This window comes from Bacillus sp. XT-4, assembly GCF_050864245.1.
GTDB classification, from domain to species: domain Bacteria; phylum Bacillota; class Bacilli; order Bacillales; family Bacillaceae; genus Bacillus; species Bacillus altitudinis.
On the sequence record NZ_JBPAFI010000012.1, the window covers coordinates 1 to 25,134 of the forward strand.

General features: G+C 40.7%; 31 protein-coding genes. 30 read left to right on the forward strand and 1 reads right to left on the reverse strand.

The window, feature by feature from the left end; translation table 11 throughout:
- The first annotated feature begins 227 nt into the window (after window positions 1–227).
- The 13 genes from ACRRMM_RS18585 (at window position 228) to rsmI (ending at window position 9,369) form a co-directional block, all read left to right on the forward strand.
- Window positions 228–419: a sigma factor G inhibitor Gin gene (locus tag ACRRMM_RS18585; RefSeq protein ID WP_017359334.1), complete on the forward strand. Its 192-nt coding sequence runs from the start codon at window positions 228–230 to the stop codon at window positions 417–419.
- A gap of 128 nt (window positions 420–547) precedes the next feature.
- The gene (locus ACRRMM_RS18590) at window positions 548–1,162 is read left to right on the forward strand and encodes a 5-bromo-4-chloroindolyl phosphate hydrolysis family protein (RefSeq protein ID WP_017359333.1); all 615 of its coding nucleotides are present in this window, start codon (window positions 548–550) and stop codon (window positions 1,160–1,162) included.
- 21 nt (window positions 1,163–1,183) lie between these two features.
- Window positions 1,184–2,248, forward strand: a complete 1,065-nt coding sequence (locus ACRRMM_RS18595) for a toxic anion resistance protein (RefSeq protein WP_241511673.1) — start codon at window positions 1,184–1,186, stop codon at window positions 2,246–2,248.
- A gap of 77 nt (window positions 2,249–2,325) precedes the next feature.
- Entirely contained in the window at window positions 2,326–3,732 is a 1,407-nt protein-coding gene (locus ACRRMM_RS18600; protein ID WP_241511674.1) for an aminotransferase class I/II-fold pyridoxal phosphate-dependent enzyme, read from the forward strand.
- On the forward strand, window positions 3,729–4,367 hold the full coding sequence (gene tmk, locus ACRRMM_RS18605; RefSeq protein WP_007496237.1) for a dTMP kinase: 639 nt from the start codon (window positions 3,729–3,731) through the stop codon (window positions 4,365–4,367). The genes ACRRMM_RS18600 and tmk overlap by 4 nt, the downstream gene beginning before the upstream one ends.
- A 79-nt stretch (window positions 4,368–4,446) precedes the next feature.
- Window positions 4,447–4,776, forward strand: coding sequence for a cyclic-di-AMP receptor (locus ACRRMM_RS18610; RefSeq protein WP_012008640.1), 330 nt, complete (start codon window positions 4,447–4,449; stop codon window positions 4,774–4,776).
- 12 nt (window positions 4,777–4,788) lie between these two features.
- Window positions 4,789–5,229, forward strand: coding sequence for a YaaR family protein (locus ACRRMM_RS18615; protein ID WP_342493236.1), 441 nt, complete (start codon window positions 4,789–4,791; stop codon window positions 5,227–5,229).
- 11 nt (window positions 5,230–5,240) lie between these two features.
- Window positions 5,241–6,230 carry a DNA polymerase III subunit delta' gene (holB, locus tag ACRRMM_RS18620; protein ID WP_057078756.1) on the forward strand — a complete coding sequence of 330 codons (990 nt, stop codon included), beginning with the start codon at window positions 5,241–5,243 and terminating at the stop codon, window positions 6,228–6,230.
- 2 nt (window positions 6,231–6,232) lie between these two features.
- Window positions 6,233–7,060 carry a PSP1 domain-containing protein gene (locus tag ACRRMM_RS18625; RefSeq protein ID WP_007496230.1) on the forward strand — a complete coding sequence of 276 codons (828 nt, stop codon included), beginning with the start codon at window positions 6,233–6,235 and terminating at the stop codon, window positions 7,058–7,060.
- Between the two features lie 14 nt (window positions 7,061–7,074).
- Entirely contained in the window at window positions 7,075–7,428 is a 354-nt protein-coding gene (gene yabA, locus ACRRMM_RS18630) for a DNA replication initiation control protein YabA (protein WP_129548018.1), read from the forward strand.
- A 55-nt stretch (window positions 7,429–7,483) separates the two neighbouring features.
- On the forward strand, window positions 7,484–8,227 hold the full coding sequence (locus ACRRMM_RS18635; RefSeq protein WP_039962495.1) for a tRNA1(Val) (adenine(37)-N6)-methyltransferase: 744 nt from the start codon (window positions 7,484–7,486) through the stop codon (window positions 8,225–8,227).
- Window positions 8,214–8,513: a GIY-YIG nuclease family protein gene (locus ACRRMM_RS18640; protein WP_019744059.1), complete on the forward strand. Its 300-nt coding sequence runs from the start codon at window positions 8,214–8,216 to the stop codon at window positions 8,511–8,513. Before ACRRMM_RS18635 ends, ACRRMM_RS18640 begins: the two co-directional genes overlap by 14 nt.
- Window positions 8,488–9,369, forward strand: a complete 882-nt coding sequence (gene rsmI, locus ACRRMM_RS18645; RefSeq protein WP_008341890.1) for a 16S rRNA (cytidine(1402)-2'-O)-methyltransferase — start codon at window positions 8,488–8,490, stop codon at window positions 9,367–9,369. The genes ACRRMM_RS18640 and rsmI overlap by 26 nt, the downstream gene beginning before the upstream one ends.
- 44 nt (window positions 9,370–9,413) lie before the next feature.
- On the opposite strand, the gene ACRRMM_RS18650 is transcribed toward rsmI, so the two are convergent.
- A complete protein-coding gene (locus ACRRMM_RS18650; RefSeq protein WP_087975202.1) occupies window positions 9,414–9,704 on the reverse strand; it encodes an AbrB/MazE/SpoVT family DNA-binding domain-containing protein in 291 nt (96 codons plus the stop codon).
- Between the two features lie 519 nt (window positions 9,705–10,223).
- Between ACRRMM_RS18650 and metG the strand changes: the two genes are divergently transcribed.
- The 17 genes from metG (at window position 10,224) to ACRRMM_RS18735 (ending at window position 25,096) form a co-directional block, all read left to right on the forward strand.
- Entirely contained in the window at window positions 10,224–12,224 is a 2,001-nt protein-coding gene (gene metG / locus ACRRMM_RS18655) for a methionine--tRNA ligase (RefSeq protein WP_008341884.1), read from the forward strand.
- A gap of 81 nt (window positions 12,225–12,305) precedes the next feature.
- A complete protein-coding gene (locus ACRRMM_RS18660) occupies window positions 12,306–13,073 on the forward strand; it encodes a TatD family hydrolase (RefSeq protein WP_017359325.1) in 768 nt (255 codons plus the stop codon).
- A gap of 244 nt (window positions 13,074–13,317) precedes the next feature.
- Window positions 13,318–14,520 (forward strand): G5 and 3D domain-containing protein, encoded by a 1,203-nt coding sequence (locus ACRRMM_RS18665; RefSeq protein WP_017359324.1) that lies wholly within the window; start codon window positions 13,318–13,320, stop codon window positions 14,518–14,520.
- A 160-nt stretch (window positions 14,521–14,680) separates the two neighbouring features.
- The gene (gene rnmV, locus ACRRMM_RS18670) at window positions 14,681–15,241 is read left to right on the forward strand and encodes a ribonuclease M5 (RefSeq protein ID WP_008341876.1); all 561 of its coding nucleotides are present in this window, start codon (window positions 14,681–14,683) and stop codon (window positions 15,239–15,241) included.
- Window positions 15,234–16,112, forward strand: coding sequence for a 16S rRNA (adenine(1518)-N(6)/adenine(1519)-N(6))-dimethyltransferase RsmA (gene rsmA / locus ACRRMM_RS18675; protein WP_008341873.1), 879 nt, complete (start codon window positions 15,234–15,236; stop codon window positions 16,110–16,112). Before rnmV ends, rsmA begins: the two co-directional genes overlap by 8 nt.
- Window positions 16,113–16,246: 134 nt before the next feature.
- Window positions 16,247–17,131 carry a sporulation peptidase YabG gene (gene yabG, locus ACRRMM_RS18680; RefSeq protein WP_007496216.1) on the forward strand — a complete coding sequence of 295 codons (885 nt, stop codon included), beginning with the start codon at window positions 16,247–16,249 and terminating at the stop codon, window positions 17,129–17,131.
- A 213-nt stretch (window positions 17,132–17,344) separates the two neighbouring features.
- On the forward strand, window positions 17,345–17,602 hold the full coding sequence (gene veg, locus ACRRMM_RS18685; RefSeq protein WP_003217979.1) for a biofilm formation stimulator Veg: 258 nt from the start codon (window positions 17,345–17,347) through the stop codon (window positions 17,600–17,602).
- A 162-nt stretch (window positions 17,603–17,764) separates the two neighbouring features.
- Window positions 17,765–17,950 carry a small, acid-soluble spore protein, alpha/beta type gene (locus ACRRMM_RS18690; protein ID WP_017366434.1) on the forward strand — a complete coding sequence of 62 codons (186 nt, stop codon included), beginning with the start codon at window positions 17,765–17,767 and terminating at the stop codon, window positions 17,948–17,950.
- A 147-nt stretch (window positions 17,951–18,097) separates the two neighbouring features.
- A complete protein-coding gene (gene ispE / locus ACRRMM_RS18695; protein WP_017359321.1) occupies window positions 18,098–18,967 on the forward strand; it encodes a 4-(cytidine 5'-diphospho)-2-C-methyl-D-erythritol kinase in 870 nt (289 codons plus the stop codon).
- A gap of 55 nt (window positions 18,968–19,022) precedes the next feature.
- The gene (gene purR, locus ACRRMM_RS18700) at window positions 19,023–19,856 is read left to right on the forward strand and encodes a pur operon repressor (RefSeq protein ID WP_007496210.1); all 834 of its coding nucleotides are present in this window, start codon (window positions 19,023–19,025) and stop codon (window positions 19,854–19,856) included.
- A 38-nt stretch (window positions 19,857–19,894) separates the two neighbouring features.
- On the forward strand, window positions 19,895–20,272 hold the full coding sequence (ridA, locus tag ACRRMM_RS18705) for a 2-iminobutanoate/2-iminopropanoate deaminase (protein ID WP_008341860.1): 378 nt from the start codon (window positions 19,895–19,897) through the stop codon (window positions 20,270–20,272).
- A gap of 224 nt (window positions 20,273–20,496) precedes the next feature.
- Entirely contained in the window at window positions 20,497–20,793 is a 297-nt protein-coding gene (gene spoVG / locus ACRRMM_RS18710; RefSeq protein WP_008357439.1) for a septation regulator SpoVG, read from the forward strand.
- Window positions 20,794–20,991: 198 nt separating this feature from the next.
- Window positions 20,992–22,362 carry a bifunctional UDP-N-acetylglucosamine diphosphorylase/glucosamine-1-phosphate N-acetyltransferase GlmU gene (gene glmU, locus ACRRMM_RS18715; RefSeq protein WP_428828733.1) on the forward strand — a complete coding sequence of 457 codons (1,371 nt, stop codon included), beginning with the start codon at window positions 20,992–20,994 and terminating at the stop codon, window positions 22,360–22,362.
- Window positions 22,363–22,384: 22 nt separating this feature from the next.
- On the forward strand, window positions 22,385–23,338 hold the full coding sequence (locus tag ACRRMM_RS18720) for a ribose-phosphate diphosphokinase (protein WP_003217907.1): 954 nt from the start codon (window positions 22,385–22,387) through the stop codon (window positions 23,336–23,338).
- Window positions 23,339–23,476: 138 nt separating this feature from the next.
- On the forward strand, window positions 23,477–24,103 hold the full coding sequence (locus tag ACRRMM_RS18725; protein WP_008341853.1) for a 50S ribosomal protein L25/general stress protein Ctc: 627 nt from the start codon (window positions 23,477–23,479) through the stop codon (window positions 24,101–24,103).
- A gap of 140 nt (window positions 24,104–24,243) precedes the next feature.
- Window positions 24,244–24,810, forward strand: coding sequence for an aminoacyl-tRNA hydrolase (gene pth / locus ACRRMM_RS18730; protein WP_007496201.1), 567 nt, complete (start codon window positions 24,244–24,246; stop codon window positions 24,808–24,810).
- Window positions 24,811–24,865: 55 nt separating this feature from the next.
- Complete coding sequence (locus tag ACRRMM_RS18735) at window positions 24,866–25,096, forward strand: anti-sigma-F factor Fin family protein (protein WP_003217967.1); 231 nt, start codon at window positions 24,866–24,868, stop codon at window positions 25,094–25,096.
- Window positions 25,097–25,134: the final 38 nt, after the last annotated feature.

Consider the following 25,134-nt stretch of genomic DNA (forward strand, 5'->3'; position numbering starts at 1 on the left):
CTTCAGCGCCGATGGTAGTTGGGGGTTTCCCCCTGTGAGAGTAGGACGCCGCCAAGCTTTTCAAAGGATCAGTTCCAATCGGAACTGGTCTTTTTTGTGTTTTAAAAAAGGAACAAACACTCGATCTGGCATGGATACATATACTAAACTATCATCTAAAACATTCTTAATTTTGTATACAATTGAAAGCGCTAGGGCATACTGAAGCTATAAGTGGAGGTGTCACAATGAGCAAAAAAGAGCGAGAAGCAATTTGTTTGATTTGTGAAGAGAAAAAAACAAAGGGAATTTATTTATATCATCAGTTTTTATGCCGAGATTGTGAACGGAAGTTAATTTCTACATCAACCTCGGATCCTAGTTATGCTGATTATGTAAGAAAGCTTAAAAATCTTCATACGCCGCCTTTGTATTCATAGACCATTAGATGGTCTTTTTTTATGGGCAATCGGGGATTGGGCCTGTTTTTTGGAACTTAGTTTGGACATCAACCGTAATAAATAATAAGATAAACAGAGAGCCTGATTATTCATAGGAGTCGATGAACATGAAATCAATTTTTTACACATTTGTATGGGCCGTTCTCTCTACTCTTTTTTCGCTGGTGATTTTAACTGTCAGTATTGGTGTTTTCCATCATCATGTTGGATTGTCGATACTGTATGCGATGATTGGGTGGGGTGTGATGTTTGCAGGAAGCCGATGGGCTGCCTTCCAGTTGTTTTTGAAGAAACACGGACTGTCTCGCAGTGATTATGTATATATTAAACAGCACTTAAAAGAAGCTGGGCAAAAGCTGGTTCGTTTGAAAAAAGCTTTATTTGCTGTGAAGAACGTACAGACGATCAAGCATAATTATGAAATTCTTCGGCTTGCACGACGCATCTATACGATAACAAAAAAGGAACCGAACCGGTTTTATGATGCACAGCGGTTTTATTTTGAGAGTTTGGATTCTGTTGTTGAATTAACTGAGAAATATGCACTGCTGTATAATCAGCCGAATCGTAGCCATGAGCTTGAAATGACATTAAGCCAAACTCGAGTTACGCTGACTGAACTGCAAAAGCAATTGACGAATGATTTACAGCAAGTTTTAGGAAGAGATATAGAAGCACTTCATATTGAACTTGAAGTGGCCGATAAAATGATTAAAAAATAGATATGAAAGGAGTCAAACTCGATGAAACCAGAAGATCCAGTCATACCACCAGCCCCATCTACTACAGATCTTCCGTTTCGGGTGTTTGATACCTTATCTGATGAGGAAAAGCAGGAGGCGCTACAGCGAGCTGAGAAGATCCCTGACCATCCACAAAAACTGCTTTTCTATGGCACACGTGTGCAGGAACGATTGTTAGAACAATCAAAACAAATGATGCAATATGTGGAGAAAAAAGATATTGACCAAATCGGAGACGTTCTAGAAGCTTTTTTACAGCAACTGCATTTAGTGGAGCCAGAGGATTTGTTGCCAAAGAAGCGAGGCTTTTTTTTAAGGTTGTTTCAGCGAGAAAAGCGTTCAACTCAGGAGATCATATCTCGTTTTAAACAAGCAGAAGCACAGATAGAAAGATTGTCAGCAAGGCTTCGTTACGCAAGAGGCGTGCTAATTTCGGACCATAAGTTATTGGAGCGTTTATTTGAAGAAAATCAATCATACTTTCAAGAGATGACGTTACAGGTTGCAGCAGTTGAAGCAAAATTGACGCTGTTAGAGCAACATGCCCTAACAGAATCAATACAATCACATGATCGGACATTAGAGGAACAATTGATGAATCGGGAAGTCGATGAAGAAGAATATATGGAGAGATTAAAAGAACGGAAGTATGATTTGTTGTTGAGCCGTCAAATCGCACTGCAATGTAATGCCCAAATTCGAATGATTCAGCATACAAACCATACATTAGCCAATCATATTCAATCAACTGTTTCCGCATCAATTCCTTTATGGATCAACCAAATGTCGATTGCGTTCAATCATATTCAGCAGCGAGCCAATACAGCGCTTGAACAGCGTATCCAGCAAACATATGAACAGGTATCGAAGCAGCAAGGACAGTTTCTTGAAGATGCATCCTTAACGCCTATAGATACGTTGAAAAAGGTTCAGCGCCAATTGGCCGAAACATTGCAGGAAACGTTGCAGGTAAAAGAACATGGGAGCCAAGAACGAGCTCAATTAAAAAGCAGGATGCATGAGGCAGAGCAGAAGCTGGTGAATCATAAACCAATAAAGGAATGAGAATCCATCTTTCAGTTCACTTGTTTGAACGTTATAATAGATATGAGATATCGTTTAAGTGAAAAGGGTCGATTTGTTTGAAAACACCTTTATATACAGCATTATCACAACATGCGGAAAAGAAGCCCTATTCTTTTCACGTTCCGGGACATCACAATGGAGATGTCTTTTTTGATGAGGCACGGTCCTATTATGAATCCATTCTTCAGCTGGATGTGACAGAACTTGAAGGTCTAGATGATCTTCACCATCCGACTGGGGTGATTCAAGAGGCAGAGGATTTATTGGCAAAGCTATATGGAGCTAAACAAAGTTTTTTCCTTGTGAATGGCACAACCGTTGGCAATTTGGCAATGGTGATGTCTGCGTGTCAGGCTGGGGAGGGCATTTTCGTTCAGCGAAATTGTCATAAGTCTGTGTTCCATGCGATTGAGCTTGCGGGAGCGACGCCTATTATGCTAGAAACCGAGAGTGATCCGCACTTGCACGTCCCAACCCATGTGACGGAGGAAACAGTCAAACAAGTTATGGCGACACATCCTAACTGCCGGGCAATCGTTTTGACATATCCGAACTACTACGGACATGCAGCTGATTTATCAAGACTCATTCAAATGTGTCATGAAGCTGGCATCATAGTATTAGTTGATGAGGCACATGGTGCTCATTTTGTATTAGGCGGTGCCTTTCCTCCATCTGCCCTTTCCTATGGAGCAGACGTGGTGGTACAATCAGCACATAAAACCCTTCCGGCAATGACGATGGGGTCTTATCTCCATCTGCAAGGAGAACGAATTGATGTGAAGCGGATAAAGACGTTATTAACGATGCTTCAAAGCAGTTCACCTTCCTATCCAATTATGGCTTCGTTAGATGTGGCGAGAGCTTATGTGGAGGAGTTGAAGGGAAAAGGGTTAATGGACGAAATCATGAGAGACTTGGCAAAGCTGAAAGCACAGTTCAATATGATCTCCAATCTCGAAGTGGTTGAGTCTGACTCTTTACCTATGGATCCATTAAAATGTGTCATTCGTTCAACAAAAGGGCTGACAGGCTATGAACTCAAAAAGGTGCTTGAGTCGGTGGAGGTTCACCCAGAACTTGCGGATGAACATCAAGTCTTACTCGTTTTTGGTCTAAGGCAGACAAAGGACATTCCTTTTACAGCTATAGAGCAGGCTCTTCAGCAAAGTGATTCATTGCTTGTAAAAAAAGAGCCTCAAACGGGATCGCTCTTCTTAGAGGACGATCAGCAAAAGCGAGATGTAGAAGCTGTTCCATTCGAAAAAGCAGCTGGCCGGATTAGTGCAGAATCGGTCATTCCCTATCCGCCTGGCATTCCTTTGATGATTAAAGGAGAACCGATTGAATCAGATCAAATTGCGACGTTAAGCCGTTTACTTGGGCATCAAGTTCATGTGCAAGCAAGTCAGGTGATTCACCAGAGAAAATTATATGTTTATATAGAAGAGGAGACACTATGAGCGGTATGTTTATTACGTTTGAAGGGCCTGAGGGTGCTGGAAAAACGACAGTGATTCGAAAAGTGTACGAAGAAATGGAACGTCAAGGCTATGCAGTGATGGCGACACGTGAGCCCGGAGGCATTGACATTGCAGAGCAAATTCGTGAAGTGATTTTAAATGAAAAAAATACAAAAATGGACGCAAAAACAGAGGCACTGCTTTATGCAGCAGCTAGAAGGCAGCATTTGGCTGAAAAAGTAGAACCGGCATTGAAGCGGGGGGAAACTGTTTTATGTGATCGTTTTGTCGACAGCTCCCTTGCTTATCAGGGCTATGCGAGAGGGCTTGGGATTGAAGAAGTCAAATCCATTAATGATTTTGCCATTGATGGCACGATGCCACAAATGACCATTTACTTTTCCATTACACCAGAGGAAGGTCTAAAGCGAATTGATGCCAATCAAGGAAGAGAAAAAAATCGATTAGACATGGAAACACTGAATTTTCATCAAATGGTCAGAGAAGGATATGAGCTTCTGATTGCGCAATCACCAGAACGATTCCGTGTAGTAGATGCGTCTCAGCCTGTTCAGGATGTCTTTAATGAAGTGTTTCAGCTGATTCAGGACACATTAAAGAAAAATCAAATATGACCTCATTCCCAATCGTTGTTATAATATAGAGGAAGACATCGGCATGTCACCTGTGCCTAAAATGAAGGAGGCCAATCAAATGAAATTAATTGTTGCCGTTGTACAGGATCAAGATAGCAGCAAGTTATTGAAAATATTGACCGAACATCAATTCGGCGTGACAAAATTAGCTTCGACTGGTGGATTTCTAAAGTCTGGGAATACGACTTTTATCATTGGTTGCGATGATGTCCGAGTGGATAAAGCGTTACAGCTAATCAAGGAAAATTGCCGTAAACGTGATCAAATGATCGCGCCTGTATCACCAATGGGTGGAAATGCAGATTCATATGTACCATACCCTGTTGAGGTTGAAGTTGGTGGAGCTACCGTCTTTATTCTGCCAGTTGAACAATTTCATCAATTTTAAGGATGGGTTGCTGTGAAAATTAATCAAGATATGCGGCTGCTTTTAGAAAAGCGTGAACTTCAAGCGATGAAAGGAAGCCAAACTTCATCATCGTTTAAATCATCGATGGAGACACAAAGCGGTAAAATGCGTTTAGAGCAGCTGACAGTCATGCTGAGCGATATCGAAGTCTTCGGCAAGAAACTGACAAAGTCACGAAACCTTAAAGATTTGGCTAGGTTTAAAGGACTTGTGAAACGCTTTGTAAAAGAAACAGTCGATAATGGATTAAATATAGAGACATCAAGGAGCTTTGACATTTATGGCAACACGCGAACACTCGCTTTAGTCAAAGCATTAGATGAAAAGCTGATTGAGTTAACAGAGGATATGATGAATCAAGAGAAACCCTCGATTGATTTGCTTGAACGTATTGGAGAAATAAAAGGTTTATTGATTAACCTTTACACATAGAGAGTGATAACATGGCAATTAGCTGGGATGACATGAATGAGTTACAGCCGCGCGTCATGCGGCTGATTTTTAATAGTATTGATAAAGACCGACTGGCTCATGCTTATTTATTTGAAGGAAAAAAAGGGACAGGAAAGCTAGATGCTGCGATGCTTTTAGCGAAGAGCTTTTTTTGTTTGGAAGCAGGAGTGAAACCATGTGAGTCCTGTCAAAACTGCAAAAGAATTCAGTCTGGCAACCATCCAGATTTACATCTAGTGCAGCCTGACGGTCAATCAATTAAGAAGGCACAAGTGCAGGCTTTGCAGGAGGAATTTACAAAAGCAGGCGTAGAATCGCATCGGAAAATGTATATCATTCTCCATGCGGACAAAATGACGGTCAATGCTGCGAACAGTTTATTAAAGTTCCTAGAGGAGCCCAACCGGGAAACGATGGCAGTTTTAATCACTGAACAATCGCATAAAATGCTGGATACGATTATTTCAAGATGTCAGATGCTTAGCTTTCAGCCGCTACAGCCGCAATCTTTGGAGCAGCAGCTGTTACAAGAAGACGTGTCTCAGGATCTCGCAAGGCTTTTGTCGAATTTAACCAATAATTTAGCAGAAGCACTCGAATTAAGTCGAAATGATCAGTTTGCAGAGTCTAGAGCGAAAGTGATAAAATTGTATGAAGTCTTACACCAGCGAAAAGAACATGCATTTTTTTATATACAAGATCAATGGATGCCTTTTTTCAAAGAGAAAGACCTTCAAGAAACTGGTCTTGATATGCTTTTATTTATATATCGTGATGTATTGTCGATTCAAATAGGAAATGAAGATAAAGTCATTTATCAAGACTTATTCCAGACAATGAAGCAGCACGCGCTGCATTCCACACAGCAGATGGTGACGAATCAGATCCTTGCTGTATTAGAAGCGAAAAAGAGACTTCAATCCAACGTGAATGCCCAAGGGCTAATGGAGCAATTGGTGTTGATGTTGCAGGAGGGATAAGCTTGTACAACGTAATTGGTGTTCGCTTTAAAAAAGCGGGCAAAATCTATTATTTCGATCCTAATGGATTTCATATAGAAAATGATAGTTGTGTCATTGTAGAAACAGTCAGAGGTGTTGAGTACGGGCAAGTGGTCATCGCCAATAAAAAAGTAGATGAACACGATGTGGTTCTCCCTTTGCGTAAGGTGATTCGCGTCGCAGACGAACGAGACCGGCTCATCGTTGAGGAGAACAAAGAAGCAGCGATGGCAGCCTTTGACACATGTCTTCAGAAAGTAAGTGAACACGGCCTGGAAATGAAGCTGGTCGATGTCGAATTTACATTCGACCGCAACAAGGTCATCTTCTATTTTACAGCGGATGGCAGAGTAGATTTCCGTGAGCTGGTCAAGGATCTTGCATCTATTTTTAAGACGAGAATTGAACTTCGTCAAATCGGTGTAAGAGACGAGGCAAAAATGCTAGGCGGCATTGGTCCGTGTGGACGTATGCTTTGCTGTTCAACTTTCTTAGGAGATTTTGAACCTGTGTCCATTAAAATGGCAAAAGATCAAAACCTCTCGTTAAACCCTACCAAAATTTCAGGGCTTTGCGGCCGTTTAATGTGCTGCTTGAAATATGAGAATGATGAGTACGAAACAGCAAAAGAACAATTACCGGACATCGGTGAAACGATTCAGACGTCTAATGGCTCTGCAAAGGTAGTAGGGCTTAATATTTTAGAACGAATTTTGCAAGTTGAATTAACCGGGCAAGAAAAAGTGATAGAATATACTTGGGAAGAATTATTACAAGAAGGCGTTGTATCTGCACAAACAACTGAGTAACGAGGTGTGCCACCTTGGATAAAAAGGAACTATTTGATACGGTGATTAATTTAGAAGAACAAATCGGTTCTCTTTATCGCCAGCTAGGTGATTTGAAAAATCATATCGGTGAAGTGATTGAAGAAAATCATCAGCTGCAGATGGAGAATCAGCACTTGCGTGAACGTCTGGATCAATCCGGTCGAGATAAATCGTCTGAGGCAGAGCATGATTCTGCCCAGAAGCCAAGTCATTCTGATATAGGAGAAGGTCATGATAACCTCGCTCGTTTATATCAGGAGGGCTTCCATATTTGTAATGTACATTATGGGAGCATTCGGAAAGAGGGAGACTGTTTGTTCTGTCTGTCATTTTTAAATAAAAAATGAGAAAAGGCTTCCGCTGAATCGGGAGCCTTTTTCACAGGAAAAGAAAGGATACATCATGGTTTCGTTAAGAGAAGATGAACGTTTAGACTACTTGCTCGCAGAAGATATGAAAATTATTCAAAGTAAAACGGTGTTCGCCTTTTCATTGGATGCAGTGTTATTAGCAAAATTTGCGTATGTGCCGATTCAAAAAGGGGAGATTATTGATCTTTGTACGGGAAATGGCATCGTTCCATTGCTGCTTTCGACGAGATCTAAAGCCTCTATTACAGGGGTTGAAATTCAAGAACGCCTGTTTGATATGGCAAAGAGAAGTGTGGCGCATAATCAACTGGAGCAGCAGATTGAGTTGATCCATGGTGATTTAAATGATATGCCTAAACGGTACGGAAACCACAAAGTAGACGTGATTACTTGTAATCCGCCATATTTTAAGACTCCTTCTAAAGATGAAATCAATGAAAATGAGTATTTGGCGATTGCACGTCATGAGATTCATTGTACATTAGAAGATGTCATTCGTGTTTCTTCCACTTTGCTAAAGCAAGGAGGCAAACTGGCAATGGTTCACCGCCCTGGGCGTTTGCTTGAGATAATTGAAATGATGAAGAAATACCGAATTGAGCCAAAACGAATTCAATTTGTATATCCGAAACAAGGAAAAGAAGCGAATACCATTTTAGTGGAAGGGATGAAAGATGGAAAGCCGGATTTGAAAATCCTCCCGCCGCTTTTTGTTTATGGAGAAGACCAAGAGTATACAAAAGAAATCAGGACGATACTGTATGGAGAAGCATAGTCATTATTTCTATGTATTGAAATGTGCAGATGGCAGTTTGTACGCTGGGTATACAAATGACTTACAAAAAAGGCTGACTGCCCATAATAGTGGGAAGGGTGCAAAGTATACGAGAGCTAGACGGCCGGTGGAACTCTATTACCATGAATGCTTTTTAACCAAAAGAGAAGCCATGCAACAGGAATATCGTTTCAAAACATGGACACGTCGAAAAAAGGACATGTATATAGAAGAAAAGCGAATCAAAAAGGAGGCGGCACATGAAAAAGACACAGAAAAGCTTTGATGGTCAATCAGAAATGGGTATTCTTTATCTCGTACCAACCCCGATTGGAAACTTAGAAGATATGACATTTCGAGCGATACAAACGTTAAAAGATGTAGACTATATTGCCGCAGAAGATACGAGACAAACGAAAAAGCTTTGTCATGTCTATGAAATTGATACCCCATTAACGAGTTATCATGAACATAACAAAGATAGCAGTGGTCACAAGTTAATCGAATGGTTAAAAGAAGGAAAGAATATTGCACTCGTGAGCGATGCCGGTTTACCGACGATCTCTGATCCAGGAGCCGAAGTGGTTCGAGACTTTACGAACATCGGAGGCTATGTCATTCCGTTACCTGGTGCAAACGCAGCACTTACGGCGCTTATTGCGTCAGGAATCGCACCACAGCCATTTTTCTTTTACGGTTTTCTTGATCGTCAAAAAAAGGAAAAGAAAAAACAGTTGGAAGCATTGAAGAAACGCCAAGAAACAATTATTTTCTATGAAGCGCCCCATCGGTTAAAAGAAACGCTGACTGTGATGAAAGAAGTGTGGGGGAACCGGAATATTGCCATTACGAGAGAACTGACAAAGAAATTTGAAGAGTTTATTCGTGGAGATTTAGAATACGCGCTGACTTGGGTGACAGAACAACAAATCCGTGGTGAGTTCTGTCTCGTCGTACAAGGAAATGATCAGGATGAAGAAGAACTGAATGAAGAAGCTTGGTGGAATTCTTTATCTGAAAAAGAGCACGTCATCCATTACATAGAGGAAGGGTTAACGTCAAAAGAGGCTATTAAACGTACTGCGGTCGAACGTGGTGTGCCAAAGCGGACGATCTATGATGCGTATCATATTGAACAATAAAGAAAGGTTCTTGCAAACGGTGCAAGAACCTTTTTATATAAAACTTATTTTTGTGATTGAAGTTGGTTTTGGATTTCGTTAATGATTTGCTCTGCACCTTCACGGCTAAGAACTAATTTACCATTAGCAAGTTTAAGGTTATCGTCTGATACTTCACCTGTTACTTGGCAAGTCATGTTTGGTTTATATTTTTTTAGGATAATTTTTTCATCATCAACATAAATTTCCAAAGCGTCTTTTTCTGCGATTCCTAACGTACGGCGAAGCTCGATTGGAATCACCACGCGTCCTAATTCGTCAACTTTACGTACAATACCTGTAGATTTCATCTTCATTCTCCTCCCAAAAAGTTCTTATTCTTAATATAATATTATCTTCGTCATTATTCGACAAATTCCTTACATTCCTAGCATAACAAGGTTTCCATAAATCGTCAATCATTTTGTTTACTATTGTTTGTAAAATATGACTCTTAAAGTCAAAGGACCTTGAAACTACCGGTTTATAAGGATTTTTCAGAATTTATCTATAAAAATATGAAAAATGACGATAACAGATTAACAAGACTTTTGCCCTAATTTAGCCAATTGTAAATCTGGAAATAGATTTAATACGACAATATTCGACAAAATGTCGAGCGGTTTGTCGTTTTTTTCGAAAAACTCATCTTTTTCGTTCATTTCAATCTGTTCTATGTATATATGCTTGATCTTAAAGGCTAAGATGGTATCATAGAGAAAGCACAAGTGCAAAACATAATGAAATGATCTGACACATTTTAATGAAGTATGATGACCGCTCTCGTCCATTGGGCGGGAGTTTTTGACATTTACACACAAGCAGGAGGTTCCGACATGCCGGAAAAGAAAAAAACGTTTTATCTGACTACACCAATTTACTATCCGAGCGGAAAATTACATATTGGACATGCTTATACGACAGTGGCAGGGGATGCCATGGCTCGTTATAAACGTCTGCAAGGCTATGATGTGATGTATTTAACGGGTACTGATGAGCACGGACAAAAAATTCAGCAAAAAGCTGAAGAACAAAATATTACACCGATTGAGTATTTAGATCCGGTCGTTGCTGACATTAAATCATTATGGAAGAAACTCGACATTTCCAACGATGATTTCATTCGTACAACGGAAAAAAGACATACGAAAATCATTGAACAAGTCTTTCAAAAGCTGCTTGATCAAGGAGATATTTATTTAGATCAATATGAGGGCTGGTACAGTATTCCTGATGAAACATTCTATACGGAAACACAGCTTGTTGATGTTGAGCGAAATGAGAAAGGGGAAGTCATTGGAGGGAAAAGCCCAGACAGTGGACACCCTGTTGAATTGATTAAAGAGGAATCATATTTCTTCCGTATGAGTAAGTATGCTGATCGCTTACTAGACTATTACGAAAAGAACCCGTCGTTCATTCAGCCTGAATCAAGAAAGAATGAAATGATTAATAACTTCATTAAACCGGGGTTAGAGGATTTAGCTGTATCAAGAACAACCTTTGATTGGGGCATTAAAGTACCTAATAATCCGAAGCACGTCATCTATGTATGGATTGATGCGTTATTCAACTACTTAACAGCGATTGGCTACGGAACCGATCAAGATGAAAAATATAAAAAATATTGGCCTGCCAACGTACACCTAGTCGGGAAAGAAATTGTACGATTCCATACAATTTACTGGCCAATTATGCTGATGGCACTTGATCTGCCGTTGCCAAAACAAATTTTTGCACATGGCTGGCTACTCATGAAAGATGGCAAAATGTCTAAATCAAAAGGGAACGTAGTAGATCCTGTTACATTAATTGATCGCTATGGTCTTGATGCTCTTCGTTATTACCTGCTACGCGAAGTACCATTTGGTGCAGACGGTGTGTTTACACCAGAAGGATTCGTGGAACGTGTAAACTATGACCTTGCCAATGATTTAGGAAACTTGCTTAATCGTACAGTGGCGATGGTGCAAAAATACTTCGACGGTACATTAAGCAGCTATAAGGGACCAGTCAATGAGTTTGATGAGGAACTAAAAGCTGTAGCTGAACAAACGGTGAAAGCCTATGAAGAAGCGATGGAAAACCTCGAATTCTCAGTGGCTCTTTCAAATGTTTGGACATTAATCAGCAGAACGAATAAATATATTGATCAAACAGCTCCTTGGGTATTAGCGAAGGATGAAACAAAACGAAAAGAACTGCATTCTGTGATGTACCATTTAGCAGAATCACTTCGAATCACAGCTGTATTGTTAACACCATTCTTAACAAAAACACCTGAGAAAATCTTCTTCCAGCTTGGAATTGAAGAAGAGAAACTCAAAAGCTGGGAAAGCATTCTTTCTTTCGGTGCGATTCAAAAAGCGACGGTACAAAAAGGTGAGCCATTGTTCCCTCGTTTAGAAGTTGAAGAAGAAGTGGCATACATTAAAGAGAAGATGCAGGGAAGTGCGCCTAAGGTAGAAGAAGAGACAGTTGAAATAGAAGAAACTGAATTACCTGAGCTGGGTGCCGAAATCGCCTTCGATGATTTTTCGAAAGTTGACCTTCGTGTAGCACAAGTATTGGAAGCAGCACCAGTGAAAAAAGCTGATCGTCTCTTAAAGCTTCAGCTTGATTTTGGATTTGAAAAGAGACAAATTGTCTCAGGGATTGCCAAGCATTATCAACCAGAAGAATTGGTAGGGAAGAAGCTCGTCTGCGTAGCGAATCTCACACCAGTTAAACTAAGAGGGGAAATTTCCCAGGGAATGATTTTAACTGGAGAAACTGGTGGTAAATTGCAGGTTCTTGAAGTAGATCAATCTCTAGCAAATGGAACAAAAATTTTATAATTCAACAAAGGTGTTCCACGTGTAACATTTCGTCGAACACCTTTTGTTTTTCAGAAGAATTGTCGAAAGGAGCAATCAACCATGTTATTTGATACACATGCCCACTTAAATGCTGAACAATATAATGAAGACTTAGAGCAGGTGATTGAAAGAGCCAAAAGTGAAAAGGTAGAGAAGATTGTGGTGGTCGGGTTTGATCGTCCAACCATTACGAGAGCGATGGAGCTAATTGAAGCATATGATTTTATGTATGCAGCCATCGGCTGGCATCCTGTTGATGCCATTGATATGACAGATGAAGATTTGGCTTGGATCAAAGAATTATCTCAGCATGAAAAGGTTGTTGCCATTGGAGAAATGGGTCTAGATTACTATTGGGATAAGTCGCCAAAAGATGTGCAAAAAGAAGTCTTTAGACGTCAAATTGCTCTTGCAAAAGAAGTGAATCTGCCAATTATCATTCATAACCGTGACGCTACGGAAGATGTAGTGACGATCTTAAAAGAAGAAGGAGCGGCAGAAGTCGGAGGAATTATGCACTGCTTTACTGGCAGCCTCGAAATTGCAAAAGCGTGTATGGAAATGAACTTTTATATCTCATTCGGTGGACCTGTGACATTTAAAAATGCGAAAAAACCGAAAGAAGTTGTCAAGGATATTCCAAGTGATCGTCTTCTGATTGAGACAGACTGCCCGTATTTAACTCCAGCGCCATTTAGAGGGAAACGAAATGAGCCGAGCTATGTGAAATATATCGCAGAACAAATTGCTGAATTGCGAGAAATAAGCTTTGAAGAGCTTGCTGCATTGACAACAGAAAATGCGAAAAAAGTTTTCCGTATAAACTGACAGTATATGATGTCAATCCTTGTTTAAGCTTGTCCAATTGTGAAACATAACGAAAAAGTTCTACACGTTTGCGCCTCCTCATAGGATAAGTTGTCGATAAGTCTTTCTTCCCTTCCTTCCAAAAATCTCCCATAATAGGTTTACAATCGAGCATTTTTGTACAGTGGGTGGAAGGGTTGACAGGTTTTGAGATACTCTATATAATCTCTCCGAGGAGAAGGAGGCGTTTTTCATCGTACAAAAAATGAAAAATCTGTTTTCTGTCAAGCTAGGAAAAGGCAAGGTTTTATTTCTAGTCGCTTGCTTGCTTTTAGCTGGAACTGGGACGGCTTACGGTGCGCATGAGCTCACTAAGCAGTCTATTACCATTTCAATCAATGGCAAAGAGAAGACAATTCGTACACATGAAGAGACAGTAGCACAGCTGCTTTCAGATCTTGGAATAAGGACCAGGGCGGAGGATCATATCTCTCCAAGTCTAAATACAAAGATTCAAGACAACATGAACATTGTGTATGATGCGGCTATACCGGTTCATCTCACCCTAGATGGGAAAGAGAAAACGATATGGACAACAGATCAGACGGTTGGAGCATTATTGAAGAATGAGAAGATAGATATTGGGAAGCACGATCAAGTAACTCCAGGAAAGAATGACAAGATTAAAAAGAATATGGATCTTGTGGTTCAGCAGGCCTTCCAGGTCAGCTTAAACGATGGAGGAAAGGATAAGAAAGTGTGGACCACTTCGACTACGGTCGCTGACTTTTTAAAGCAACAAGAGCTGAAGCTCAAGAAGCACGATAAGATCAAACCTGCGTTACATAGTCACCTTTCTAAAAAAAGCGCAGATGTGAAGATCACTCGGGTGGAAAAAGTCACCGATGTAGTGGAAGAGAAAATTGCTTTTGATACCAAACATAAAAAGGATCGATCTCTTGAAAAAGGAAAAGAGAAGGTGCTTGAAAAAGGTGAAGAAGGTAAATTAAAGAAGCACTATGCCATTGTGAAAGAAAACGGCAAAGTGGTGTCTAAAGAATTAATTAAAGAGGTTACTGCAAAAGACAGTAAGGATCGTTTAGTGGCCGTTGGTACACAAGTGTCCAAGAAAGAACCTAAAGCGTCACCTGCGGTTTCAAGAAGTAATGAATCGTCAGGAAAAGAGTTCTATGTGACGTCTACAGCCTATACAGCGAGCTGTGCTGGATGTACAGGTAGAACGTCTACAGGCTTTAATTTAAAAGCAAATCCGGGTGCAAAGGTCATAGCAGTAGATCCGAGTGTCATTCCGCTGGGCTCTAAAGTGTATGTGGAAGGCTATGGGTATGCCGTTGCATCAGACACTGGATCTGCTATAAAAGGGAATAAAATTGATGTGTTCGTCCCAAGTAAGTCGGCAGCTTATCAATGGGGAAATAAACGAGTGAAAATTAGAGTGCTCAAATAAACACATCAAATCATTTATATGAACAGAGGGCTTTGCGCACCCTCTGTTTTTTTGGTTATAATAGAAGCACTGTTTTCTAATTAATTAGACGCAAAAACAGCATGGAAGGTTTCATTTTTTGACAAAAAAATGTAGATTGTTTTTGCAAGCGGAGGAATACATGAAAATCAAAGAAATCATTGTGGTGGAGGGTCGTGACGACACTGCTAGAGTAAAGATGGCCGTTGATGCAGATACGATTGAAACGAATGGATCTGCCATTGGCGATACAGTCATTCAACAAGTGCGTCTTGCTCAGGAGACGAGGGGGGTTATCATTTTAACTGATCCTGACTTCCCTGGGGAAAAGATCCGTAAAACCATCGCAGAGGCTGTCCCTGGCTGTAAGCACGCCTTTTTACCAAAACACCTTGCGAAAGCGAAGCGGGACAAAGGAATTGGTGTCGAGCATGCTTCCTTGGACAGTATTCGAGAATGCCTTGCACATGTCCATGAGGAAATGGAAGAATCAGAAAGCGAGATTACGTTAGACGATTTATTTGACGCAGGCCTTATCGGAGGCGAAGCATCAAAACGCCGCCGTGAACGATTAGGTGTGCTTTTAAATATAGGATATACAAATGCGAAGCAGCTGCAAAAGCGTCTTCACATGTTCCAAATAACGAAAGAGGATTTTATTGCGGCCTTAAAGACCGTCATGCAGGAGGAAGCCGATGAATAAAGATATTGCGACGCCCATCAGAACGAAGGAAATACTGAAGAAGTACGGTTTCTCTTTTAAAAAGAGCTTAGGTCAAAACTTTTTAATTGATACGAATATTTTAGATCGCATTGTCGATCATGCAGAGATTACGGATGAGACAGGTGTGATTGAAATTGGCCCTGGTATCGGTGCGTTGACTGAACAGCTCGCCAAACGGGCAAAGAAAGTCACGGCTTTTGAAATCGACCAGCGCCTATTGCCGATTTTAAACGATACGCTTTCTCCATATGATAATGTCACCATTATTCATCAAGACGTATTGAAGGCAGATGTAAGAAAGGTGATTGAAGAACAATTTGCTGACTGTAAAGAAGTAATGGTCGTAGCAAACCTTCCTTATTATGTGACGACACCAATTATTATGAAATTGCTTGAAGAAAACCTTCCATTGAAAGGAATCGTTGTCATGCTTCAAAAAGAAGTAGCAGATCGCATGGCTGCTGTTCCTTCATCAAAAGAATACAACTCTTTGTCGATTGCAGTGCAATTTTATACAGAAGCGAAGACGGTCATGGTTGTGCCGAAAACGGTTTTCGTCCCACAACCAAATGTGGATTCAGCGGTAATCAAACTAACTGTTCGTGAAACACCTGCGGTCTCAGTAGACAATGATACGTTTTTCTTTCAACTGATTCGTGCGAGTTTTGGCCAGCGCCGGAAGACATTGATGAATAACTTGATGAACAATCTGCCAGATGGCAAGAAACATAAAGCCATCATTGAAGAAGCCCTTGTAACAGCTGAGGTTGATGGGAAACGCCGTGGTGAATCATTATCAATCGATGAATTTGCCCGTTTGTCCAATGTTTTACACAAAGCCCTTTCATAAGGGCTTTTTTCTTTTGGTTTTCACCACTTCACCTGTTCAGGCATAGGCTAGAAAGAACAACACACCTGAAAGAAGAACAAGTGTAGCGTAAGACGATACCAACAGGATAAGAGCCTGATTGTGGAGTGAAAAGCATGCAATTTCAAATAGGAGATATGGTGACGAGGGCATCCTATCAGATGGATATTATGTTTCGTATCATTCGAATTGATGAGACAGACCAGCACGAAGCCACCGCCATTTTGCATGGGAATGAAGTGAGGCTGATTGCCGATGCGAAGATGTCAGATTTGGTCTTGATTCAAAAAGAGGAGCAGCTGACAAGAGAGAAGGACGATGAACGGAAAATTAACGAATCGCTCGACTTACTCAGGCAAGATTATCAGCTGCTTCGTGAAAAACAAGAGTATTATACGTCTGGACAATATCAGCATCAGGAGCAGTATTTTCATATGCCCGGAAAGGTTCTGCATTTAGATGGAGATGCTTCATACTTAAAGAAATGCTTAGATGTATATGAAAGAATCGGTGTACCTGTGTATGGTGTGCATTGCCACGAGAAGAAAATGCCAAGCATGATTGATTCATTAATTGATCAATACCGGCCTGATATTTTGGTCATCACAGGACATGATGCGTATTCTAAACAAAAGGGCGGTGTACACGATATCGGTGCATATCGTCATTCTCGTCATTTCGTTGAAACGGTTCAAAAGGCAAGAAGGAAGGTTCCGCATTTAGATCAGCTCGTGATCTTTGCAGGTGCCTGCCAATCTCATTTTGAATCATTAATTCAAGCAGGTGCTAATTTTGCAAGCTCACCCTCACGTGTCAACATTCATGCACTTGACCCCGTCTATATTGTTGCCAAGATCAGCTTCACTCCATTTGTAGATCGAATCAACGTGTGGGATGTGCTCCGAAATACGCTGACGAGAGAAAAAGGTCTCGGAGGGATTGAAACAAGGGGCGTTTTAAGGGTAGGTATGCCATATAAAAGAGACCATGAATCGACATAACCCGACTGATTTCAGTCTGGTTTTTTTTATGCTCAAAAAGAAATTTCATATGAATACATAATTCACCGGAATTTGAGAAAAATAGGGAGGAGAAAAGGTAGAAGTTTGTCAAAATTATTTTGTTGACAATGGCTCGTGTTGGTTGATATAATTTAATTTTTATTTGACAAAAATGGGCCGTTGTTGTATAATTATCTCAGTGAGGTGGATGCAATGGCGAAGACTTTGTCCGACATCAAAAGATCGCTTGATGGTAACTTAGGTAAACGTTTGACGTTAAAGGCTAACGGAGGCCGCCGAAAAACAATTGAGCGTTCGGGCATTTTAGCTGAAACGTACCCTTCTGTTTTTGTGATTCAATTAGATCAAGATGAGAATTCGTTTGAAAGAGTTTCTTACAGTTATGCAGATATACTGACTGAGACGGTCGAATTAACGTTCGATGATACCGCTAGCTCAGTCGCCTATTAATGGGCAGTGAACTTTTTGTTTACTGCTTTTTGTTTTGCCTTTTTTTCTGTATGGGAGGCTGTCCATTATTTGAAAGGGGTAAAAGGCAGGAATCGATGCAAAATAAGAAAGCCACAAATGAGTGGCGATGATTCGAATTCTCGACCAAAGGGGCTGTTTCGTTTGGGTAGACGCCGAGGCATTATGTCAGATGAGTTCAAATACGAGCTGGCGAAGGATCTTGGATTTTATGATACCGTCAAAAATGGAGGCTGGGGAGAGATTCGTGCGCGTGACGCAGGAAATATGGTCAAGCGTGCCATTGAATTAGCTCAACAGCACATGGCTCAAGAAGAGAATCAACGATAAAGAAATGATCAGGGATACCTCGGGTGTCTCTGGTCTTTTTTGCTTGAAAAAGTGAGTGTGCTGGGGGCAAAAGCCAATATTCATCAGATCCATCAAATGTGATACAATATTGATACTTATGTTTAGATGGAGAAGTAGGTGAAATGTTTGCGTATTTTAGAAAAAGCACCGGCAAAAATTAATCTCTCACTTGATGTTCATGGAAAAAGACCGGATGGATATCACGAAGTGGAGATGGTGATGACAACAATAGATCTTGCAGATCGACTAGAGCTGACGGAGCTGGACAAAGACGAAATCCGTGTATCATCTCATAATCGTTTTGTGCCAGATGATCAACGGAATTTGGCTTATCAGGCAGCTAAATTATTAAAAACAAGATTCGGTATTCAAAAAGGTGTATCGATTGTCATCACAAAAGCAATTCCCGTCGCAGCAGGTTTAGCTGGAGGCAGCAGTGATGCCGCAGCAGCGCTTCGCGGCTTAAACCGTTTGTGGAAGTTAAATCTCACGTTAGATGAACTAGCTGAGCTTGGAGCGGAGATCGGCTCAGATGTCTCTTTTTGTGTACACGGAGGGACAGCGCTAGCGACAGGACGTGGAGAGAAACTAAAGCATATTGCGACACCGCCGCATTGCTGGGTGATTTTAGCGAAGCCGGTGATTGGGGTATCTACAGCTGAGGTCTACAGACAATATGACGCAAGCAAAGTAGAACACCCAAATGTACAGCGTATGATTGAAGCAATTGAAGCGAAAGATTATAAAGAGATGTGCGGCTCACTCGGTAACGTGTTGGAATCTGTGACATTAAAAATGTATCCGGAAGTCGATATGATTAAGAGACAGATGAAGCGTTTCGGAGCAGATGCTGTATTAATGAGCGGCAGCGGGCCAACTGTATTTGGCTTGATTCAATATGAATCGAAGGTACAAAGAATATATAACGGACTGAGAGGATTTTGTGATCAGGTTTACGCTGTCCGCATGATCGGCGAACAAAATACCCTTGATTAAATCCGTATATTAAGTTATATTATTCATAAATTATTCGGGTTCTGGGGGTAAGTTCATGAAGTTTCGTCGAAGCGGCAGATTGGTGGACTTAACAAATTATTTGTTAACCCACCCGCACGTACTAGTACCTTTAACTTTTTTTGCAGAGCGATATCAATCTGCAAAGTCCTCTATTAGTGAAGACTTAACGATTATCAAACAGACCTTCGAACAGCAGGGAATAGGGACTTTACTTACTGTACCTGGCGCTGCTGGCGGAGTGAAATATATTCCAAAGATTCATTTAAAAGAAGCAGACGAAGTGGTCAACGATATCGGAGAGGCATTATCAACTCCTGAACGTGTGCTTCCTGGCGGCTATTTATATTTAACTGATGTTTTAGGCAATCCATCGATTCTTGCGAAAATCGGTAAGCTTTTTGCGACCATTTTTTCGGATCGACCGATTGATGTTGTCATGACTGTTGCGACGAAAGGTATTCCGATTGCCTATTCTGTTGCAGGGTATTTAAATGTGCCTGTTGTGATCGTTAGAAAAGATAATAAGGTAACTGAAGGATCAACTGTGAGTATTAATTATGCATCAGGTTCTTCTAACCGAATTCAAACCATGTCACTTGCAAAGCGGAGCTTAGATAAAGGATCCAATGTGTTGATTATTGATGACTTTATGAAAGCAGGCGGAACCATTAATGGCATGATGAATCTTCTAGAGGAATTTAATGCAAATGTTGCAGGGATCGGTGTTTTATTAGAAGATGAAGGCGTAGATGAACGTCTTGTCGATGAATATGTATCACTTTTAAAGCTTTCAACCATTGATATGAAGCAGAAAATCATTGAGATTAATGAAGGTAATTTCCACGAGTTTTTTCATTCGAAAGCTTAAGCTTTGATCAAACATGTATTTGAATGGGAGAGATTGATATGACAAAAGTTGTTCAAACCAAAAACGCGCCAGCAGCCATTGGACCTTACTCTCAAGGGATTATCGTCAATAACATGTTTTACAGCTCAGGGCAGATTCCATTAACGCCAGCTGGAGATTTTGTGAATGGAGATATTAAAGAACAAACACATCAAGTGTTTCATAATCTTAAAGCCGTTCTTGAAGCAGCGGGTGCTTCCTTTGAAACAGTCGTGAAAGCAACGGTTTTCATTAAAGATATGGAACAATTCGCTGAAGTGAATGAAGTGTACGGTGAATACTTCCATACACATAAGCCAGCTCGTTCGTGTGTAGAAGTAGCCAGACTTCCAAAAGATGCACTTGTAGAAATTGAAGTTGTGGCATTAGTGAAATAAACAGGCCATCTCTTTGGAGGCCGTTTGGTTTCATTATATGTATGAAAAGGCATCGTCATGATGTCTTTTTTCACGTAACGGATGTAAGCGCCGTCATTAAAATGACAAAAAATGTATAAATATCCCGATATTTCAAAAAAAGTTTAAAAAAAGAGCAGGAGAATCACCACAATCGTTGAATACCTAATTAATGCTTTTATATTGGGAAAAGGTGGTGAACTACTGTGGAAGTTACTGACGTAAGATTACGCCGCGTGAATACCGATGGTCGCATGAGGGCGATTGCATCCATCACGCTGGACCACGAATTTGTTGTTCATGATATTCGTGTGATTGATGGAAACAATGGCTTGTTTGTTGCAATGCCTAGCAAACGTACGCCTGATGGAGAGTTTCGCGACATTGCACATCCAATTAATTCAAGCACTCGGGGTAAAATCCAAGATGCTGTTTTAAATGAGTATCATCGCTTAGGCGAAGAGGAAGAGACAATTGAATATGAAGAAGCTGGAGCTTCTTAAAGATATGTGAACCTAAAAAGACAGCTTTAAGAGAAAATGAATGTTTTCTTTTAAATGCTGTCTTTTTTGCGTTTTTCCTCATGATTCTTCTAGGTTTCAACCATTAGAAAATTAATGTACTTCCTCTTGTATCCTTGAAATCAGTCCTTATTTAGGATATATTTTTCTATGGATAATAGGGATATTGGAGGCCAATCAATGGATAAGCGGTTCGCAGTGATTTTAGCAGCGGGAAAAGGAACAAGAATGAAGTCAAAGTTATACAAAGTACTTCATCCAGTTTGCGGAAAGCCAATGGTCGAGCATGTGGCAGATCAAGCGTTAAAGCTATCTTTAGCCAAGCTTGTGACGATTGTCGGTCATGGAGCAGAGGACGTCAAGAAGCAGCTTGGGGACAGAAGTGAATATGCACTTCAAGAAGAACAGCTGGGAACAGCACATGCCGTCAAACAAGCTAAATCGTTCCTCGCGCAGGAAAAGGGAACAACCATTGTCATTTGTGGAGATACACCATTATTGACAGCGGAAACAATGGAAGCCATGTTAAGCGAGCATCAAAAACAACAAGCGAAAGTGACGATTTTGACAGCACACGCGGATGATCCAACAGGTTATGGACGTATTCTTCGTGATGAAACAGGTGCTGTAGTAAAAATCGTCGAGCATAAAGATGCAAGTGATGCTGAACGTCAAGTGAATGAAATTAATACTGGAACCTATTGCTTTTCAAATGAAGATCTCTTCCGTGTGATTGAGCAAGTGTCAAATGAAAATGCACAAGGTGAATACTATTTGCCGGATGTCATTGAAATTCTAAAGAATGAAGGACAGACGGTTGCAGCGTATCAAACACCGCATTTTGAAGAAACACTTGGAGTTAATGATCGTATCGCTCTATCACAAGCAGAGCAATTCATGAAGCGACGTATTAATCATCAGCATATGAAGAATGGTGTAACCTTGATTGATCCTGAGAACACGTATATCTCGCCAGATGCAGTCATTGGTGAAGATACAATGATTTATCCTGGGACGGTCATCAAAGGGAATGTAAAGATTGGTGCAGATGCCACAATCGGTCCGAACACTGAAATTGTTGATAGCGTAATTGGAGATCGGACAGTCATTAAGCAGTCTGTTGTCTGCGATAGTGAAGTTGGGGTAGATGTGACAATTGGACCGTTTGCTCATATTCGCCCGTTGTCGAAAATTGGCGATGAAGTGAAGATCGGAAATTTTGTCGAAATCAAGAAAACAGTTTTCGGTGACCGAAGCAAAGCGTCTCATCTAAGTTATATTGGAGATGCAGAGGTCGGAACGGATGTAAACCTTGGTTGTGGATCCATTACAGTTAATTATGATGGGAAGAACAAATTCTTAACGAAGATTGAAGATGGCGCATTTATTGGCTGCAATTCAAATCTCGTTGCACCAGTCACTGTCGGAAAAGGGGCATATGTTGCAGCCGGTTCAACGGTTACAGAAGATGTACCGCAGGATGCATTGTCTATTGCTAGAGCAAGACAAGTCAATAAAGAAGATTATGTGAAAAATATTCATAAAAAATAATCCAAATACCCGGAGGTTTACCATGTCTAATCGTTATGCTGATGCGAATTTAAAGATATTCTCTTTGAATTCAAACCCTGAACTTGCCAAAGAAATTGCCGATCGTATCGGAGTTGATGTAGGAAAGAGCTCTGTTAAACGTTTTAGTGACGGTGAAGTCCAAATCAATATTGAAGAAAGTATCCGCGGCTGTGATTGTTATGTCATTCAATCTACTAGTGCGCCAGTCAATGAGCACATTATGGAGCTACTCATTATGGTAGATGCACTAAAACGCGCTTCTGCGAAAACGGTCAATATTGTCATCCCTTATTACGGATATGCACGTCAAGATCGTAAGGCGAAACCTCGTGAGCCAATCACAGCGAAGCTGTTTGCGAACTTACTTGAAACAGCAGGTGCTACACGTGTCATTGCACTTGATCTTCATGCGCCGCAAATCCAAGGTTTCTTTGATATTCCAATCGATAACTTAATGGCTGTGCCAATCTTAACAAACTATTTCGAACAGAAAAACTTGAATGATATCGTTGTTGTGTCTCCTGACCACGGTGGTGTTACGCGTGCGCGCAAAATGGCGGACCGCCTGAAAGCACCAATCGCAATTATCGACAAACGTCGTCCGAAGCCGAACGTGGCTGAAGTGATGAACATCATTGGGAACATTGAAGGCAAAACGGCGATTCTCATCGATGATATCATTGATACAGCTGGTACGATTACACTTGCTGCAAATGCACTTGTGGAAAATGGGGCGGCTGAAGTCTATGCTTGTTGTACTCACCCAGTATTGTCTGGACCAGCAGTAGAACGTATTACAAACTCTAAAATTAAAGAATTAGTTGTGACAAACAGTATTCACTTAACAGATGACAAGAAAGTTGGAAAATTCATTCCGCTTTCAGTTGGGCCTTTGCTTGCAGAAGCCATCATCCGTGTACATGAAGAAGAATCTGTGAGCTACCTTTTCAGCTAATTTTCTGATTGGAAAAGGCCCTAGGCATCAGCTTGGGGTCTTTTTGCTGTGATAAATGAAAGGCAAACATGTTTAAAATGATTCAGTTATGGGTATTTATGAAAGTAGTGACAAAAAAGAAATAGGATGGTGCTGAATATGGCAACTTTAAAAGCAAATAAAAGAACTGATTTCAAACGTTCCACACTGCAAAAAATCCGTCATTCAGGACACGTTCCTGGTGTCATATACGGAAAAAATACAGACAACCTTGCTGTTTCATTAGACAGTATTGATTTATTAAAGACATTACGTGATGAAGGAAAAAACACAATCATCACATTAGACGTTGGCGGTGAAACAAAATCTGTGATGGTAACAGAACTGCAAACAGATCCGTTGAAAAATGAGCTAGTCCACGCTGATTTCCAAGTGGTCGACTTACAGCGAGAAATTGACGCAGATGTACCTGTACAACTCATTGGCGAATCCAAAGGTGTAAAGGATGGCGGTGTGCTTCAGCAGCCACTATTTGAGCTATCCATTACAGCGAAACCAAAGGATATCCCGCAAAATATTGAAGCTGATATTACAAACTTAGAAGTAAATGACGTACTAACAGTTGGTGATCTGTCTGTTCAGTCTACGTATCAAATTAATAATGATCCAGAAGAAGTTGTTGCTTCGATCTTACCGCCTCAGCAATCAGAGGTTCCAGAGCCAGATAGTGAAGAGGAAACGCAAGAGCCTGAGGCCATTAAAGAAAAAGATGACAGCGAAGAATAACTGGTCAATTAGAGACGTAACCCTCCCGCGGTTACGTCTTTTGTGCTAGAATGAAAAGAATTCATACGTTTTGCATGAGGCAATCACATTGGCTCATTTTTTAGGCGTGTGCATGTGCGACAAAGGAGGTTATTGGTTTCATGATTGCGTTCGTTGGATTGGGTAATCCAGGAAAAGAATATGAAAAAACAAGACATAACGTCGGGTTTATGACAATAGATGAACTATCAAAAAAATGGGACATCCCATTAAATCAATCAAAATTCCATGGACAATATGGAACTGGGTTTGTTTCGGGGCAAAAGGTTCTACTTGTGAAGCCTCTTACATATATGAACTTATCAGGGGAATGTGTGCGTCCGCTGATGGATTACTATGATATTCCCCTTGAACATTTGAAGGTCATTTATGATGATCTTGATTTGCCAACGGGCCGGATTCGTTTGCGTACTAAAGGAAGTGCAGGCGGACATAACGGAATCAAATCGTTGATTCAGCATTTAGGTTCACCTGAGTTTGACCGATTCCGTATCGGCATCGGCCGTCCACAAAACGGCATGAAGGTCGTCGATTACGTACTAGGACGCTTCTCAGAGGAAGAACAGCCTGATATCTCATCTGCTATTCAAGCATCTGTTGAAGCTTGTGAAGCGGCTTTAACAAAGCCATTTTTAGAAGTGATGAATGATTTTAACAAGAAGGTATAAGAATGATAAGCAAAGCACATACTGATCATAAAATCTCAGCATGGGAGGATCACGTATGGCTTTGCACTATTACTGCCGGCACTGTGGTGTAAAGGTTGGCAGTCTAGATGAATCCGCTGTCCAAAGTGAAGCACTTGGATTTCATCACTTAACAAATGAGGAAAGAAACGATATGATTTCTTATAGGGAAAATGGTGATTTACATGTACAAACCATTTGTGAGGATTGCCAAGAGGCGCTCGAAAGAAATCCTGATTACCATCAGTATCATACCTTTATTCAATAAAAAGCTTTGGTGTAGATAATAGACCAAAGCGTTTTTCT

Bases quoted from the DNA above. Each gene is read 5' to 3' on its own strand.
- ACRRMM_RS18720 (WP_003217907.1), top strand. From the start codon at position 22,385: ATGTCTAATCGTTATGCTGATGCGAATTTAAAGATATTCTCTTTGAAT.
- glmU (WP_428828733.1), top strand. From the start codon at position 20,992: ATGGATAAGCGGTTCGCAGTGATTTTAGCAGCGGGAAAAGGAACAAGA.
- ACRRMM_RS18665 (WP_017359324.1), top strand. From the start codon at position 13,318: ATGAAAAATCTGTTTTCTGTCAAGCTAGGAAAAGGCAAGGTTTTATTT.
- yabG (WP_007496216.1), top strand. From the start codon at position 16,247: ATGCAATTTCAAATAGGAGATATGGTGACGAGGGCATCCTATCAGATG.
- ACRRMM_RS18725 (WP_008341853.1), top strand. From the start codon at position 23,477: ATGGCAACTTTAAAAGCAAATAAAAGAACTGATTTCAAACGTTCCACA.
- ACRRMM_RS18660 (WP_017359325.1), top strand. From the start codon at position 12,306: ATGTTATTTGATACACATGCCCACTTAAATGCTGAACAATATAATGAA.
- rnmV (WP_008341876.1), top strand. From the start codon at position 14,681: ATGAAAATCAAAGAAATCATTGTGGTGGAGGGTCGTGACGACACTGCT.
- tmk (WP_007496237.1), top strand. From the start codon at position 3,729: ATGAGCGGTATGTTTATTACGTTTGAAGGGCCTGAGGGTGCTGGAAAA.
- purR (WP_007496210.1), top strand. From the start codon at position 19,023: ATGAAGTTTCGTCGAAGCGGCAGATTGGTGGACTTAACAAATTATTTG.
- ridA (WP_008341860.1), top strand. From the start codon at position 19,895: ATGACAAAAGTTGTTCAAACCAAAAACGCGCCAGCAGCCATTGGACCT.
- rsmI (WP_008341890.1), top strand. From the start codon at position 8,488: ATGAAAAAGACACAGAAAAGCTTTGATGGTCAATCAGAAATGGGTATT.
- veg (WP_003217979.1), top strand. From the start codon at position 17,345: ATGGCGAAGACTTTGTCCGACATCAAAAGATCGCTTGATGGTAACTTA.
- ACRRMM_RS18735 (WP_003217967.1), top strand. From the start codon at position 24,866: ATGGCTTTGCACTATTACTGCCGGCACTGTGGTGTAAAGGTTGGCAGT.
- ACRRMM_RS18595 (WP_241511673.1), top strand. From the start codon at position 1,184: ATGAAACCAGAAGATCCAGTCATACCACCAGCCCCATCTACTACAGAT.
- ACRRMM_RS18590 (WP_017359333.1), top strand. From the start codon at position 548: ATGAAATCAATTTTTTACACATTTGTATGGGCCGTTCTCTCTACTCTT.
- ACRRMM_RS18640 (WP_019744059.1), top strand. From the start codon at position 8,214: ATGGAGAAGCATAGTCATTATTTCTATGTATTGAAATGTGCAGATGGC.
- metG (WP_008341884.1), top strand. From the start codon at position 10,224: ATGCCGGAAAAGAAAAAAACGTTTTATCTGACTACACCAATTTACTAT.
- ACRRMM_RS18585 (WP_017359334.1), top strand. From the start codon at position 228: ATGAGCAAAAAAGAGCGAGAAGCAATTTGTTTGATTTGTGAAGAGAAA.
- ACRRMM_RS18650 (WP_087975202.1), bottom strand. From the start codon at position 9,704: ATGAAGATGAAATCTACAGGTATTGTACGTAAAGTTGACGAATTAGGA.
- ACRRMM_RS18610 (WP_012008640.1), top strand. From the start codon at position 4,447: ATGAAATTAATTGTTGCCGTTGTACAGGATCAAGATAGCAGCAAGTTA.
- pth (WP_007496201.1), top strand. From the start codon at position 24,244: ATGATTGCGTTCGTTGGATTGGGTAATCCAGGAAAAGAATATGAAAAA.
- ACRRMM_RS18635 (WP_039962495.1), top strand. From the start codon at position 7,484: ATGGTTTCGTTAAGAGAAGATGAACGTTTAGACTACTTGCTCGCAGAA.
- rsmA (WP_008341873.1), top strand. From the start codon at position 15,234: ATGAATAAAGATATTGCGACGCCCATCAGAACGAAGGAAATACTGAAG.
- holB (WP_057078756.1), top strand. From the start codon at position 5,241: ATGGCAATTAGCTGGGATGACATGAATGAGTTACAGCCGCGCGTCATG.